This is a genomic window from Catellatospora tritici (assembly GCF_019083965.1).
Classification (GTDB): domain Bacteria; phylum Actinomycetota; class Actinomycetes; order Mycobacteriales; family Micromonosporaceae; genus Catellatospora; species Catellatospora tritici.
The window spans coordinates 533,745-547,181 of record NZ_JAHRCY010000001.1; the positions used below are offsets into that span (position 1 = coordinate 533,745).

13 protein-coding genes and 2 pseudogenes are annotated in these 13,437 nt (G+C 72.8%); 7 read left to right on the forward strand and 8 right to left on the reverse strand.

Annotation, left to right across the window (positions count from 1 at the left end; genetic code table 11):
- Positions 1–33 precede the first annotated feature (33 nt).
- Together KUA19_RS02370 and KUA19_RS02375 are read left to right on the forward strand one after the other, a co-directional pair.
- Positions 34–1,095, forward strand: coding sequence for an ATP-binding protein (locus KUA19_RS02370; protein ID WP_217394338.1), 1,062 nt, complete (start codon positions 34–36; stop codon positions 1,093–1,095).
- Between the two features lie 13 nt (positions 1,096–1,108).
- A complete protein-coding gene (locus tag KUA19_RS02375) occupies positions 1,109–2,953 on the forward strand; it encodes a vWA domain-containing protein (RefSeq protein WP_217394340.1) in 1,845 nt (614 codons plus the stop codon).
- Between the two features lie 9 nt (positions 2,954–2,962).
- On the opposite strand, the gene KUA19_RS02380 is transcribed toward KUA19_RS02375, so the two are convergent.
- The 7 genes and pseudogenes from KUA19_RS02380 to KUA19_RS02410 all read right to left on the reverse strand — a co-directional run bounded on the left by KUA19_RS02380 (position 2,963) and on the right by KUA19_RS02410 (position 8,037).
- Entirely contained in the window at positions 2,963–4,156 is a 1,194-nt protein-coding gene (locus KUA19_RS02380; protein WP_217394342.1) for a hypothetical protein, read from the reverse strand.
- On the reverse strand, positions 4,153–4,665 hold the full coding sequence (locus tag KUA19_RS02385; RefSeq protein ID WP_217394344.1) for a SigE family RNA polymerase sigma factor: 513 nt from the start codon (positions 4,663–4,665) through the stop codon (positions 4,153–4,155). Before KUA19_RS02385 ends, KUA19_RS02380 begins: the two co-directional genes overlap by 4 nt.
- Positions 4,666–4,800: 135 nt before the next feature.
- Positions 4,801–5,076, reverse strand: a complete 276-nt coding sequence (rsrA, locus tag KUA19_RS02390; RefSeq protein WP_217394346.1) for a mycothiol system anti-sigma-R factor — start codon at positions 5,074–5,076, stop codon at positions 4,801–4,803.
- Positions 5,073–5,681, reverse strand: coding sequence for a sigma-70 family RNA polymerase sigma factor (locus KUA19_RS02395; RefSeq protein WP_372451757.1), 609 nt, complete (start codon positions 5,679–5,681; stop codon positions 5,073–5,075). Before KUA19_RS02395 ends, rsrA begins: the two co-directional genes overlap by 4 nt.
- A 348-nt stretch (positions 5,682–6,029) precedes the next feature.
- Positions 6,030–6,662: an alpha/beta hydrolase family protein gene (locus KUA19_RS02400; RefSeq protein WP_217394348.1), complete on the reverse strand. Its 633-nt coding sequence runs from the start codon at positions 6,660–6,662 to the stop codon at positions 6,030–6,032.
- A gap of 200 nt (positions 6,663–6,862) precedes the next feature.
- Positions 6,863–7,183 (reverse strand): annotated as a pseudogene (locus KUA19_RS42355) (WhiB family transcriptional regulator); the annotation flags it as partial.
- Between the two features lie 176 nt (positions 7,184–7,359).
- Positions 7,360–8,037: an SOS response-associated peptidase gene (locus KUA19_RS02410; RefSeq protein WP_217394350.1), complete on the reverse strand. Its 678-nt coding sequence runs from the start codon at positions 8,035–8,037 to the stop codon at positions 7,360–7,362.
- A 43-nt stretch (positions 8,038–8,080) separates the two neighbouring features.
- Between KUA19_RS02410 and aroA the strand changes: the two genes are divergently transcribed.
- Together aroA and rsgA are read left to right on the forward strand one after the other, a co-directional pair.
- Positions 8,081–9,364, forward strand: a complete 1,284-nt coding sequence (gene aroA / locus KUA19_RS02415; RefSeq protein WP_372451748.1) for a 3-phosphoshikimate 1-carboxyvinyltransferase — start codon at positions 8,081–8,083, stop codon at positions 9,362–9,364.
- 49 nt (positions 9,365–9,413) lie between these two features.
- Complete coding sequence (rsgA, locus tag KUA19_RS02420) at positions 9,414–10,409, forward strand: ribosome small subunit-dependent GTPase A (protein WP_217394676.1); 996 nt, start codon at positions 9,414–9,416, stop codon at positions 10,407–10,409.
- On the opposite strand, the gene KUA19_RS02425 is transcribed toward rsgA, so the two are convergent.
- The gene (locus KUA19_RS02425; protein WP_217394354.1) at positions 10,394–10,672 is read right to left on the reverse strand and encodes a DUF2087 domain-containing protein; all 279 of its coding nucleotides are present in this window, start codon (positions 10,670–10,672) and stop codon (positions 10,394–10,396) included. The genes rsgA and KUA19_RS02425 overlap by 16 nt on opposite strands.
- Positions 10,673–10,752: 80 nt before the next feature.
- Here KUA19_RS02425 and hisN point away from each other — a divergent pair, with 80 nt between their 5' ends.
- The 3 genes and pseudogenes from hisN (at position 10,753) to KUA19_RS02440 (ending at position 13,325) form a co-directional block, all read left to right on the forward strand.
- Positions 10,753–11,556, forward strand: a complete 804-nt coding sequence (hisN, locus tag KUA19_RS02430) for a histidinol-phosphatase (protein WP_217394356.1) — start codon at positions 10,753–10,755, stop codon at positions 11,554–11,556.
- A gap of 105 nt (positions 11,557–11,661) precedes the next feature.
- Positions 11,662–12,516 (forward strand): annotated as a pseudogene (locus KUA19_RS02435) (hypothetical protein); the annotation flags it as partial.
- A gap of 632 nt (positions 12,517–13,148) precedes the next feature.
- Positions 13,149–13,325 carry a hypothetical protein gene (locus KUA19_RS02440; RefSeq protein WP_217394358.1) on the forward strand — a complete coding sequence of 59 codons (177 nt, stop codon included), beginning with the start codon at positions 13,149–13,151 and terminating at the stop codon, positions 13,323–13,325.
- The last annotated feature ends 112 nt before the right edge of the window (positions 13,326–13,437 follow it).

Below are 13,437 nucleotides of genomic sequence, written 5' to 3' on the forward strand. Positions count from 1 at the left end.
CGGGGTGCACGGCGGCGCGGACCATTCTCCGTCGTGCACTCCGCGCTCACCGTCACCCCCGCCCGGCTGCCCGACCTGCTGCTGCACGTCGCGGTGGTCCGGCCCGTGTTCGTCTGGGGCGCCCCGGGCATCGGCAAGAGCTCCCTGGTCCGCGCCTTCGCCGAGTCGCTCGGCCTGCCCTGCGTCACCCTGGTCGGCACCCAGCTGGCCGCCGAGGACCTCATCGGCGTGCCCGAGCTGATCGACGGCCGCAGCCGCTTCGCGCCGCCGGAGTCGATCGCCCGCACCGACCCGTACTGCCTGTTCCTGGACGAGCTCAACGCCTCCACGCCCGAGGTGCAGAAGGCGTTCTACTCGCTGATCCTGGACCGCCGCATCGGCTCGTACGAGCTGCCCGCCGGTTCGATCGTGATCGGCGCGGGCAACCGCGCCACCGACAACGCGCTCGCCCGCCCGATGGCCTCCGCCCTGGTCAACCGCCTGATCCATGTGCACCTGCGGGCCTCGGCGACCGACTGGCTGGCCTGGGCCGCCGGGGCGGGCATCCACCCCTGGGTGCTGGACTACCTCACCCAGCGCCCCGACCACCTGTGGACCCAGCCGCCCAAGACCGAGGAGCCGTTCTCCAGCCCGCGCTCGTGGCACATGCTGTCGGACGCACTGACCTCCTACGGCGAGGGCGTGGCCGAGGAGACGCTGCGGCTGCTGGCCGGAGGCACCCTGACCGCCGCGCACGCGGCGGGCTTCTGCGCGTACGTCAAGACGGTCCGCCACCGCTACGGGCTGGACGCGATCGTGCGCGGCGACGCCTCCTGGCCGCGCGCGGTCACCGACCGCGACCTGCTCTACTTCTTCGCCGAGACGTTCCGCGCCCGGTTGGTCAAGGAGCTGCCCGCCAGCCGCGAGCACGCCTCCCGCTCGGTGCGCGAGTTCGCGCTGCGGGCCAAGGGGCTGCTGGTCGAGCTGGCCGAGATCTCGCTGGAGTGCGCGCAGCTCGTCGTGGCCGCCGATGCCGAGGGCAAGCCGGTGCTGCCCGCCTGGTTCCTGGTCGAGGTCACCCGCGACCTGCCGCGCCTGGTCGCGGCGCGGGTGTGAACGGGCGCCCGGCATGAAGCGCCGCGGCCACGCGAAGCTCGACCCGAACGAGGAGGCCTACACCGCGGCGGTCAAGGCCGTGTCCGGCCTGCCCATGTTCGGTCCGCTGACCTCCGGCGGAATGGGCTGGCGGCGCAGTGTGCGCACCCACTGGACGCAGGACGAGGAACTCGGCCGCGCCCGCGGCTACGCGCGGGTGAACCCGGACGGGTTGATCGCGGTCAACAGCGCCGCCCGCGCCGACGCCGAGGAGTGGACCTGGATCCTCACCCACTGCGTGCTGCACCTGGGTTTCGGTCACCTGGAGCCGGGGCGCCGCGCCGACCGTGCCGCGCAGGCGGCGGCGTGCGTGGCGGTGGCCCGCTTCCAGCAGCAGTTGCGGCTGGGCAAGCCGCCGTTTCCGGTCCCGGCCGAGCTGCCCGGTGGCGACGAGGAGCGGATGGCGCAGCTGTGGCGCGACACTGCCGTGCCCGCCGAGCTGGGCGCGCTGGGCTGTGGCGGAGCCGGGCCCGACCACGACCCGGCCGACGTCGCGCCCGACGACTGCGCCCCCCGCGCCGGGCGGACCGCCGGACCGCCGCCGCTGACCTGGTCCGAGCTGTTCGCCGTCGGGCTGGCCGCGGCCGCCACCGAGGCGGTGCGGACGGCGGGCGAGGTGCGCACGCGCCCCGAGGGCGAGATCGATCCCGACAGCCCGTGGGAGAAGGCACGCGGCTGGTTCGTCTCGTCGTACCCGCTGCTGGGGGCGTTGGCCGCGGGGTTCCGGATCGTGGCCGACGTCGAGCTCACCCGCGCGTGGCAGATCTCGGTGGCGGCCGTCGACGCGGCGGCCGGGGAGATCTACGTCAACCCGCTGAACAAGCTGTCCGAGCCGCAGTGCCGGTTCGTGCTGGCGCACGAGATGCTGCACGCGGCGCTGCGCCACGGCGAGCGGACCGGTCCCCGCGACCCGTACCTGTGGAACGTCGCCACCGACTTCGTCATCAACGGCTGGCTGGTCGAGATGGGCGTCGGCGAGCTGCCCGAGGACGTCCTGTACGACCCGGAGCTGAAGGGCAAGTCCAGCGAGCAGGTGTACGACGAGATCACCACCAACCTGCGCCGCTACCGCAAACTCGCCACCCTGCGCGGCCGCGGCCTGGGCGACATCCTGGCCCACCCCACGCCCGGCGCCGAGGAGGCCCGGCGCGCGGGCGACCTCGACGACTTCTACCGCCGGGCGCTGGCGGGCGGGCTGTCCTTCCACGAGCAGGCCGGACGCGGGCTGCTGCCCGCCGGGCTCGTCGCCGAGATCCGGGTGCTGGACAACCCGCCGCCGCCCTGGGACGTGCAGCTGGCGCAGTGGTTCGACCGGTTCTTCACCCCGCTGGAGCCGCTGCGCACCTACGCGCGCCCGTCCCGCCGCCAGGCCTCGACGCCGGGCATCCCCCGGCCCGGCCGCTACTTCCCGGAGCAGACCGAGCGGCAGCGCACCTTCGGCGTCGTGCTGGACACGTCCGGGTCGATGAGCGCCGAGCTGATGGGCCGGGCGCTGGGCGCGATCGCGGCGTACGCGCTGGCCCGTGATGTGCCCGCGGCCCGGGTCGTCTTCTGCGACGCGGCCGCCTACGACGCCGGGTACCTGCCGGTGGAGGAGATCGCCGGGCGGGTTCGCGTACGCGGACGCGGCGGCACCGAGTTGCAGCCCGGCATCCGCCTGCTCGAACGCGCCGAGGACTTCCCCGCCGACGGCCCGATCCTGATCATCACCGACGGCGCGTGCGACGTCCTGCGGGTACGCCGCGAGCATGCCTACCTCATGCCCGCCGGCGCCCGCCTGCCCTTCTCCCCGCGCGGGCCCGTCTTCGCGCTGCGCTGACCAGCGTCCTCAGAAGGCCAGGCGCAGCGCGCCGCCGGGCACGTCGGTGGCGGGCACCACCAGGACCTGGGCCGCTCCGGTCGGCGCAGCCTGCCGCAGCACCCCCGACGGGCCGGCGAGGTACAGCCCCCAGGACACGGTGTGCCCGCCCGCGGTGACCCGCTGCTCCAGCACCACCTCCGCGCGGCCCCGCCCCGGCAGCACCCGCAGCCCCAGCACCCGCACCGTCCAGGTCTGCCCGGCCGCCAGGTCGGGCTCCCGCAGCGACACGACCTGGAACAGGTTCTGCTGGCGCGGGCCGAGGTCGCACAGCGCCAGGTTCACCCGCCCAGGCAGCGTCTCGCTCACCACGGACGTCTCCCCCGCCACGATGCCGCTGTCGACCCACAGGTGCGACTCGGGGGCCATGCCCGTCGGGATGCCCCGGTCGAGAACCATGTGCCCGGTCAGGTCCGACACGGCGTAGACCACGTCGGACGCGCCTGACAGCGAGCCGTCGGAGCCGAGCCAGCGAGCGTCCGTGGTGGCGGCCAGCAGCGCGTCGCCCAGCCAGCTGAGGTTGAACGCCAGCCGCCCCGGTGACATGGACAGGTCGATCCGCGTCACGGCGAGCCGGTCCGGATCGAGCACCAGCGCCGCCGTGAACAGCCCGCGCTGGTCCGGCACGGGTAGCGCCACCCGCTCGCCGTCGGGCGACCACACCGGTTGGCCCGCCCGCGCCACGCCGAGGTTCACGAAGTCGAGCCGCCCGGTGGCGGTCTGCCGGATACCCAGGCGCGACCCCTGCCGCACCACGGCCCGGTCCAGCCTCGGCGAGACCGCCAGCACCGAGAACCCCCGGTCCAGCTGCTCATAGCGGCCGCGGTTCGGGTCGAGCAGCCACCAGGTCCCGCCGCTGTCGGCGTACGCGCCGATCACGCTGCGCGGCGAACGCGCCGTCGGGGTGGGCGGAGCATCGGGCGTCGGTGACACCGTGACGCTGGCCGCCACCTCGGCCGGGGGCTGCGGTTGGCGGGCGCCGCGCAGCAGGTAGAGGGGGGTCAGCACGGCGAGCACCGCGAGCACGACCGCACCGGCGCCGACCGCGCGCAGCAGCCGCCTGCGCCGTACGGCGGCCACGGCCCGGGTGCCCAGGTCGACCGGCCGGCCGTGCTCGGCCAGCTCGCGGAAGCCCCGGCGCAGCTCGTCGTCGAGATCGATCACCGGACACCACCCTCGGAGCGGTTCTGCAGGAACGGGCCACACACCGTACGCAGCTGCGCCATCGCCCGGGAGGCCTGGCTGCCGACGGTCTTCACCGAGCAGCCGAGCAGCACCGCGACCTCGGCCTCGCTGCGGTCCTCGAGGTAGCGCAGCACCAGCACGGCCCGCTGGCCGGGCGCGAGCGTACGCAGCCCGGCGGTCAGCACCCGGCGCAGCAGCACCAGCTCGGCGGGGTCGGCGCCGAGCGCCGGCTCGGGCAGCACCGCCACCGGCACCTCGCGCCGCCGCCAGCGCCGCCACCAGCTCACGTACTCGTGGTACATGACGCGCCGCACGTACGCGCCCGGGTCGTCGACCCGGCGCCACCTGGGGACCAGCCGCTCCAGCGCCGTCTGCAGCAGGTCCTCGGCGGCATGCTGCGCCCCGGTCAGCGCGAAGGCGACCCGGAACAGCTCCGGGGTCGCCCTCGACACGAATGCGAGGAACTCCTGCTCCACGTCGGGTTTCACCGCCACCTCCACTACACAGGAGGCGCTGGCGGTGCCAGACCCTGCACGACCGCACGCTTCTTTACCGACCCGTTACCCGGACACACGAAAAGAGCCGCCCAGGGGGCGGCTCTTCCACATCCAGGGGGTACGGACTCAGCCCGGCTCGCGGGCGGTCTCGTGGTCGACGACCAGCTCGGAGAGCTTGGCGCGCAGCCGCTCCTTGAGCTCGTTCGGCGCCTGCTCCTGTCCGCAGCAGCGGTTGACCAGGGCCTTGACCTCCTGCTCGATGCCGAACTCCCGCAGGCACGGCGAGCACTCGTCCAGGTGCTGCTTGATCACGTAACGGCGATCCTCGCTGCACTCCAGATCCAGATAGAGGTAGACCTCGGTGAGCACTTCGCGGCAGTCGTTGTCCTCGTGGTCGCTCATGACGCCTCCCGAGCGTGCTGACCCGTGAAGCCGCGCTCGGCGGCGTAATCCTCCAGGAGGTTACGCAGATTGCGTCGACCGCGGTGCAGCCGCGACATCACGGTGCCGATCGGCGTCCCCATGATGTCGGCGATCTCCTTATAGGAGAAGCCTTCCACGTCGGCGAGGTAGACCGCCAGCCGGAACTCCTCCGGCAGCGACTGCAGCGCTTCCTTCACGTCACTGTCGGGCAGCCGGTCCAGCGCCTCGGTCTCGGCCGAGCGCAGGCCCGACGAGGTGTGCGACTCCGCCTCGGCCAGCTGCCAGTCGGTGATCTCGTCCGTGGGCGCCTGGATGGGCTGGCGCTGCTTCTTCCGGTACGAGTTGATGAAGGTGTTCGTGAGGATGCGGTAGAGCCACGCCTTGAGGTTCGTGCCGTCCTCGAACTGGTGGAACGCGGCGTACGCCTTGAGGAACGTCTCCTGGAGCAGGTCCTCGGCGTCGGCCGGGTTGCGCGTCATGCGCAGCGCCGCCGCATAGAGCTGGTCGAGGAAGGGCATCGCGTCCCGCTCGAAGCGGGCACGACGCTCTTCGACGCTGTCGGTGCTGGTCAACCGCGAAACCACCTTCTGGTGTTTCTTCGGCTGCGGCTCCTCCACGACGGGCCGCTGCGCTGAGGCTGACTCTACCGATGCCAGCTGCACCCGGGGCGCGGGCACGGCGGTAATGCCGTTCACCGCGTCGGAGTCGAGCGCCGCGGGCCACTGTGGCGCGGAGAGCAGATTCTCCACGGCACGCAACACCGGATCGTCGTTCGACCGTGCCAGGCAGCGTGTACCGGTTCGCACCATCGCCCACCTCTCGCCCTGGGGCCGGCGGGTGCCGGCCTGTCCGGGGGGTGCAACGTCGCACGGCGGCTCCCGCATTCCGGACGGCCACGCCGGGTGGTGCCCGTCACTCGGGCACCTGCCGACTCAGCGCGCCCAGCCGTGCGCACGCAGAAACGTGACCACCGCCTCGGCCACCGCGTGCGGGGCTTTGCGCAGGTCATGCCGCTCCCCACCCAGTACAACGAGCTCGATGCCGGGTGCGGCACCGGGCACGCCGAACGGATCTCGATCACCGTTGACGACCAGCGTGGGCAGCCCTGTCGCCAGCTCGTCGGCGCGGCTGCGCTCCGGCCTGCCGGGCGGGTGCAGCGGGAACGCCAGGGTGACGATCCCGACCGCGCCGACCTCGGCGGCGGTCCGGCAGGCCACCCGGGCACCGCTGGAGCGCCCGCCCACGACGACCGGCACCCGCCCCGCCTGTCCCACGAGCACCACCAGCACCGCCCGCCACGCGTCGTCCAGGTGCCCCGCCGGGGGCGGGGTACGCCGCCCGGCGACCCGGTAGGGCTGGGTCACCAGCGCGACGGCGACACCCGCGGCCAGCGCGCCGTCACGCACGGCGGTGAGGTCCGGGGCGTCGACGCTGCCCCCCGCCCCGTGCCCGAGCACGAGCAATGAGGCGGGGGCGGCACGACCGCCCGGCACGGTCAGGTCGACCCGTGCCGGGCCGCGGTCGGTCTCGATGGTCAGCGTGCCTGTGCGCACACCGACGATCATGCAGCGTGAGCGTGCTCCCTGGCCAGTAGCGGCACGCCGTGCTGACGGGTGTCCCGCTCGGCCTCGCCGAGGGTGACCAGGGCCAGTTCGGCCCGACTCTGCGTCGGGATGCGCCGGTTGGCGCCCCGACGTGGCGCCTGCAGCTGTCCCGCCGAGACCACCAGCTCCGGCTGGGGCCCGAACGCGACATACTGCATCTCGTCCGCGGATTCCTCCGTACGCCAGGCGACGAGCATCGCCCGGCGTTCCCGGGCGGTCGTGCCGCCCCAGACGCCGTGGCAGTCGCCGACGCTCAGTGCCCAGGCCAGGCACGCCCCGGACACCGGGCAACGACCGCACAGCTGCACTGCTGCGTCGGCCGCTTCCAACGGCGCCGGGAAGAAGGTCTCCGGATCGGCGGCCTGGCATGCGCCTCTGGTCCGCCAGGCGTTGTCATGACGTTCCCGCACCGCGCGAGCAAGTCGCGGATCGCGGCGAGCCGCCGCGATTTCATGCGGGCGCGGAACCCGCGCACGGGTCATTCCACCCACCTCCCCCGTGGGTCGGTCCCAGCGCCACTGGCGATGGGATCCGGCTTGAATGTGGTCGACGCTAAGGGACCGCGTCCACCGACGCTGTGTCTTACCGCACAGCGGGGAGTGCAGACAAGGGTTTACCCGCAAAGTCGTGACACAAACGGTCACGATCCGACGCAAAATCAGAACAGGGTTACCGGTTCGGCCGAGCCGCCCAGCCGTTGGGTCAATTCAGGGCCGTCATTACGGACATCGCCCACCCGCGGGCCCACCGGCCTGATCTCCACTGTGGACACGAGCTCCGGTCCCGGCGGGGTCAGCAGCTCCGCGTCGGCGGGACCGTTCAGCCAGGTCGCCCAGTCCACCGGCGCCAGCAGCAGCGGCATCCGGTCGTGCACCGTCGCCAGGGCGCCCTGGGCGGCGGTCGTGATGATCGTGCAGGTCAGACCGAACTTCCCGGCGGTCCACAGCCCGGCGAAGGCCAGGCCGTCGGCGTGGGTCATGAAGTAGGCCTGCTTGCCCTCGGGGGTGCGGGTCCACTCGTACCAGCCGTCGGCGGGGACGATGCAGCGCTTGGCCGCGAACGACGGTCCGAACGCCCGCGACGAGGCCAGCGTCTCGGCCCGCGCATTGATCATCTTGAACCCGCCGCGCGGATCGTCGGCCCACGGCGGCAGGAACCCCCACCGCGCCACGCTCACCACCCGGCCGCCGCGCGAGGCGGAGATGCGCACGATCGGAGCAGGATCGGTGGGAGCCAGGTTGTAGTCGGGAGCCAGGGCGCCCGCGGTGTCGTCCTCGGCCTGGAACAGCTGGGACAGATCCACCGCCGTACGCGTCGTCGCATAGCGCCCGCACATGCCGCCCACCTTACGCCTGCGCCCATCAGGCAGACTGGAGGGCGTGAGCAGACCGCTACAGCCGTGGGCCGCGCCCACCGCGACCGGCCCGGTGAACTCCGTGGTCCGACTGCCCGGATCGAAGTCCATCACCGCCCGTGCGCTGGTGCTGTCCGCCGTCGCGATGGGCCCGTCGACCCTGCTCGCCCCGCTGCGGGCCCGCGACACCGAGCTGATGGCGGCCGCGCTGCGCGCGCTCGGCTCGCATGTGAACACCGCCGACGAGGAGCGCTGGGAAGTGCGGCCCCGGCCGCTGGTCGGCCCGGCACACGTCGAGGTCGGCCTCGCCGGGACGGTGATGCGCTTCGTGCCGCCGCTGGCCGCGCTGGCGAACGGCCCGGTCACCTTCGACGGCGACCCGCGCGCCCGGCAGCGCCCGCTCGGCCCACTGCTCAAGGCGCTGCGTGAACTCGGCGCCACCATCGAGGCCTCGAGCATCGACGGCCTGCCGCTGACCGTGCACGGCAAGGGCCGCCTGCGCGGTGGCGAGGTGCACGTGGACGCCTCGCTGTCCAGCCAGCTCATCTCCGGCCTGCTGCTGGCCGCCGCCGACTTCGACGAGGGCATCACGGTGCGCCACGTCGGCACCAACCCGGTGCCCAGCGCCCCGCACCTGCGGATGACCGTGCAGATGCTGCGCGCCGCGGGCGCCGCCGTCGACGACTCCGCCCCGAACGTCTGGCATGTGGCGCCGGGCCGCCTCAGCGGCCGGGCCTGGCAGGTAGAACCCGACCTGTCCGGGGCCGCGCCGTTCTTCGCCGCCGCCCTGGTCACCGGCGGCAGCGTCACCCTCACCGGCTGGCCGCGCAGCAGCGTGCAGCCGGTGGAGAAGGTGCGCCAACTGCTCACCCAGCTCGGCGGCACGCTCACCCTGTCCGAGCACGGCCTGACCGTCGCGGGCACCGGGGTCATCAGCGGCATCGACGCGGATCTCTCCGATGTGGGCGAACTCACACCCGTCGTGGCCGCGCTGGCCGCGCTGGCCGAGAGCCCGTCGGTGCTGCGCGGCGTCGGGCACATCCGCACCCACGAGACCGACCGGCTGGCGGCCCTGGCCCGCGAGCTGACCGCGCTGGGCGCGCGGGTGACCGAGACCGCCGACGGCCTGGAGATCACACCCGCGCCGCTGACCGGCACCCACTTCGAGACCTACGATGACCACCGGATGGCGCACGCGGCCGCCGTCATCGGCCTGCGCGTGCCCGGGGTTCAGCTGTCCGACGTGGCGTGTACCGCCAAGACGCTGCCCGAATTCGCGGCACTATGGGGCGAGTTGGCCGGGCAGTGAGGGCGAGCAGGTGACACGCAAGCGGGAGTACGACGAAGACGACGTGCGGGTGCGCGCCACCCGCTCCTCCCGTCCCCGGACCCGGACCCGGCCCACCCACTCCGACGCGGTGACCGGGTTCGTGGTCGCGGTCGACCGCGGCCGCTACACCTGCGTGGTGGCCGGCGACCGCAAGGGCGAGTCGTTCGAGGTGACCGCGATGCGCGCCCGCGAACTGGGGCGCAAGTCGGTGGTGGTCGGCGACGAGGTGGCCCTGGTCGGCGACGTGAGCGGCGATGTGGGCAGCCTGGCCCGGATCGTACGGATCGAGGAGCGGCGCTCGGTGCTGCGCCGGACCGCCGACGACGACGACACCACCGCCGAGGGCAGGCTGGAACGGGTCGTGGTCGCCAACGCCGACCAGCTGGTCATCGTCAGCGCGCTGGCCGACCCGCCGCCGCGCGAGGGCTTCATCGACCGCTGCCTGGTCGCCGCGTACGCCGCCGACATCGAGCCGCTGCTGTGCCTGACCAAGGCAGACCTCGCCGGACCCGAGACGGTGCTGTCCTACTACACCGAACTCGACCTCGACCACGTGCTGACCCGCCCCGACGGCGACCTCGCCGAGCTGCGCGAGCGCCTGTCGGGGCGGGTGTCGGTGCTGGTCGGCCACTCCGGCGTGGGCAAGTCGACGCTGGTCAACCGGTTGATCCCGGCGGCCGGTCGGGCCGTCGGCGCGGTCAGCGCGATCGGCAAGGGGCGACACACCTCGACCAGCGCGGTCGCGCTGCGCCTGCCCGACCGCAAGGAGTCCTGGATCATCGACACTCCCGGCGTACGCAGCTTCGGCCTGGCCCTGGTCTCCTCCGACGACCTGCTGCACGGCTTCCCCGACCTGGTCGAGGGGACCGTCGACTGCCCGCCCAACTGCGAACACACCGGGGGCGAGTGCAACCTGGACGCCTGGGTCGAGCAGGGTCGCGCCGACGCGCGGCGGCTGGCCTCGTTCCGACGGCTGCTCGCCTCGCGGGCAGGCGACACCGAGCCCGGTCAGACGTCGACGTAGCCGCCGGTGCGCCAGTACACCCCGTCCTCGCGCGCCATCAGGCCCGTGTCGATGAGGTAGCGGCGCAGCGACACCCAGTCGTGCTCGTAGAACGCCCGCAGCACCGCGTCGACCTCGCGCTCGGTGAGCCGTACGCCCGGCTCGAACGCACACACCACGTGTTCGAGCAGCAGCCGACGCTTGCCCGCGCGGGCGGGCATGCTGCGGATGCGTCCCGACTCGTCGAGGAAGGGCGCTAGCACCCGATCCCGGTCGGTACTCATGCCGACGAAACTACCCGGCTGGTCCAGCAGGTATTCGCACCCGATACCGGCTTATCGCGGAGATCCGATAAATTCTCGGCATGGCCCGCTACTCGGACGACCTCGGCGTCGCCCACGCGCTGGCGGACACCGCCGACTCGATCTCCATGTCGCGCTTCCGCAAACTCGACCTGCGCATCGAGTCGAAGCCGGATCTCACTCCGGTCACGGACGCCGACACCGCGGTGGAGAAGGCGCTGCGCTCCACGCTGGCGCGCATCCGCCCCCGCGACGGGGTGCTGGGCGAGGAGTTCGGGGTCACCGGGGCAGCCGGCAACCGGCAGTGGGTCATCGACCCGATCGACGGCACCAAGAACTTCATCCGCGGCGTGCCGATCTGGGGCACGCTGATCGCGCTGATGGAGGGCGACGAGCCGGTGGTCGGCCTGGTCTCGGCGCCGGCGCTGAGCCGCCGCTGGTGGGCCGCGCGCGGGCTGGGCGCGTTCGCGGGCCGCCACCAGGCCGCGGCCACCCCGATCCACGTCTCCAACGTGCGCCGCCTGGCCGACGCGAGCTTCTGCTACTCCGAGCTCGACGGCTGGGAGCAGACCGGGCGGCTGGCGTCCGTGCTCGACCTGATGCGCAAGACCTGGCGCAGCCGCGCGTACGGCGACTTCTACGGCTACATGCTGCTGGCCGAGGGCGCCCTCGACATCATGATCGAACCCGAGCTGATGCTGTGGGACATGGCCGCGCTGGTCCCCATCGTGACCGAGGCGGGCGGCAACTTCACCGACCTGTCCGGACGGCCGGGCGCGGGCGGCGGCTCCGCCATCGCGACCAACGGGCAGTTACACGAGGATGTCCTGGAAAAGCTGAGTCCGGCAGGCCTTCGCGCTCTGTAGTCAGTCTCATTCACTCGGTTATCTGGCTGCCGGGTGGGGCGCACCCGACCCCTAAGGGTCTAAGCTGCGTTGGTGGTGTCCTCTGGCTGGTGGTTCCTGGTGGCGATGATCGCCGCGTACGGCATCGCCAACCTGTTGCAGTCCATGGCGGCAACACGCACAGCGACGACCGACAACCTGGATCCGGGCCTGCTGCTGCGGCTTTTCGGCAACAAGACGTACCTGCTCGGGCTCGGCTGCCAGATCCTCGGTTTCTTCCTGGCCCTGGGCGCCCGGCGCGATCTGCCGCTGTTCCTGGTCCAGTCCGCCGTCACGGCCGGATTGTGCGTGACCGCGTTCTGCGGCGTCGTCCTGCTCAAGTGGAAACTCCCGATGGCGGAGATCTCCCTGCTCACGCTGGTGGTCGCGGGCATCGGCATGCTCGCCGCCTCGGCCAAGCCGGGGCATGCCGAGCCGCTCGACGCCAAGGGCATCATCTCGCTGGTCGTGGCCCTGGCCGCGATCGCCGGCGTCAGCGTCGTCGCGGGCAAGGTCAAGGGCGTGCTCGGCTCGGTGGTGCTGGGCTCGCTGGCCGGGCTCTGCTTCGCCTCCGCCGCCATCGCCGCCCGCCCGCTGGCCTCGGCCCAGAACATCGTCGAGTTCGGCCTCAACCCGCTGCTGTACCTGGTGATCGCCCACTCGCTCACCGGCCAGTTGCTGCTCGGCCTGGCCATGCAGCGTGGCTCCACCAACGCCGCCGTCGCCGCCATGGACGCCGCGGGCGCGGTGCCCGCCGCCGCGATCGGCATGCTGCTGCTGGGCGACCAGATCCGCAGCGGCATGGTGTGGGTGGCCGCGCTCGGCTTCGTGCTCACCCTCGGCGCGGTCATCGCGTTGACCAGATTCGCCGAACCACAGCACGACCTGGTCGCCGAACCGGTGCCGCTACCGGTGCGCCGTACCTCCGCCTCGGTCCCCGGCCTGCCGCCACATCCGGCCCGCGGCGTGTTCCAGGTGCCGGGTGCCTCCCAGACCAGCAAGCGCACCGCCGAAGACACCGGCGCCGGGGCCCCGCCGATCCCGGTGGCCCAGCCCGCCCCGGCCGTGCCGCCGACACCGCCCACGCAACCGATTCCGGTGCCGCAGCCCGCACCGGCCTGGGCTCCCGCCCCGGCCAACGGCTACGTCCACACCCAGAGCTTCAGCCCGGCCACGGTCTTCCACCCTGCCGCCGACCAACCCGCTGCCACGAACGGCCACCAGCCCTACGCCCCGGCGCCCGCCGGATACGCACACGGCGTGCCGGTCCACAGCTACGACGGCAACGGTCACGGGCCGACGTCCGGCAACGGCCACGCTGCCCCGAACGGCAACGGCCACGGTGCGGGCAACGGTCACGGGCCGACCCACGGTCAAGGCGCGCCGCACGACCCGGCGAACGGACAGGCCCCCGCGCCGCAGGTCCCCGGTCAGCCGCACCCGCAGGTCGCGTACCCGGTCTCCGGACGCCCCGCCCACTCCTGAAACCCGCGCGCACCAGAGTCCGCACGGCTCTACGGTGGCGGCGTGGACCACGCACCCCAGCCAGTCGACCGCGTCGCCTCATCGGCCCGGTGCTCTCGCTGGAGTTCAGCCCACGCGCCGCGGCCGCCCTGGGCTTCGCCACGGTCCTCCGGCTACGACTCGACCTGCCTGACGAGGTGCTCACCCAGGTCGGCGACGCGCTCGTCGAGATCATGCAGAACGCCTGCTTCGTCCTGGACATACCGCAACGCCACCTGTCCGCCTGACTCCTGGACTGCGCGCATATCGTCCCGAACCCAGAACCGCCCATAGGCAGCGTCCGGATCCCGCCCCGTTAACACGGGCACCTTCTTCTACGCAAAACGATAAGAAGGTGCC

Bases quoted from the DNA above. Each gene is read 5' to 3' on its own strand.
- KUA19_RS02375 (WP_217394340.1), top strand. From the start codon at position 1,109: ATGAAGCGCCGCGGCCACGCGAAGCTCGACCCGAACGAGGAGGCCTAC.
- rsrA (WP_217394346.1), bottom strand. From the start codon at position 5,076: ATGAGCGACCACGAGGACAACGACTGCCGCGAAGTGCTCACCGAGGTC.
- KUA19_RS02400 (WP_217394348.1), bottom strand. From the start codon at position 6,662: ATGATCGTCGGTGTGCGCACAGGCACGCTGACCATCGAGACCGACCGC.
- KUA19_RS02410 (WP_217394350.1), bottom strand. From the start codon at position 8,037: ATGTGCGGGCGCTATGCGACGACGCGTACGGCGGTGGATCTGTCCCAG.
- KUA19_RS02425 (WP_217394354.1), bottom strand. From the start codon at position 10,672: ATGAGTACCGACCGGGATCGGGTGCTAGCGCCCTTCCTCGACGAGTCG.
- hisN (WP_217394356.1), top strand. From the start codon at position 10,753: ATGGCCCGCTACTCGGACGACCTCGGCGTCGCCCACGCGCTGGCGGAC.